The sequence below is a fragment of the Neisseria sp. P0006.S004 genome (genome assembly GCF_051963015.1).
Lineage (GTDB): Bacteria > Pseudomonadota > Gammaproteobacteria > Burkholderiales > Neisseriaceae > Neisseria.
Genome location: NZ_JBQCUS010000029.1, coordinates 1 through 385, shown reverse-complemented (window position 1 = coordinate 385; position 385 = coordinate 1). Strand labels below are relative to the sequence as shown.

The window sequence follows — 385 nt, the reverse complement described above, 5'->3', positions numbered from 1 at the left end:
TGTCGCCGTTGAAGGTCAGGCCTTTGGTGTCAACGGTGGTTTTGGCATCCACACCTTTTTGGATGTCGTCTTTGGTGCTATCAGCCAAGTCGATGCTGTAGTCGGTCACGTTGTTCGCGTCTGCTGCTGAAGCAGTGACGGTCACTTTGTCGGAACCTGCGCTCGCAGTGGTGCCTTTGGCGTTGACGGTGTAGATGTCTTGGCCGTTGGCGCCGGTCGTTTTAACCACGTCTTTGATGTTGGTACCGGCACGTACTTCGGTACGGGCGGCGGCGCTTTGCTGTTTCAGCTGGCTGTAGTTGACGGCGTCGTTGTCATCGGTACCGGCGGCAACGTTGGTGATCTTGTTGCCGGCGGCATGGATGCCTGACTTGGTCACACTCGG

Annotated in this window: 1 pseudogene; it reads right to left on the bottom strand. The window is 57.1% G+C overall.

Annotated features, from left to right (window positions below):
• Window positions 1-385: pseudogene (locus tag ACTHR2_RS10550) on the bottom strand (hypothetical protein); the annotation flags it as partial.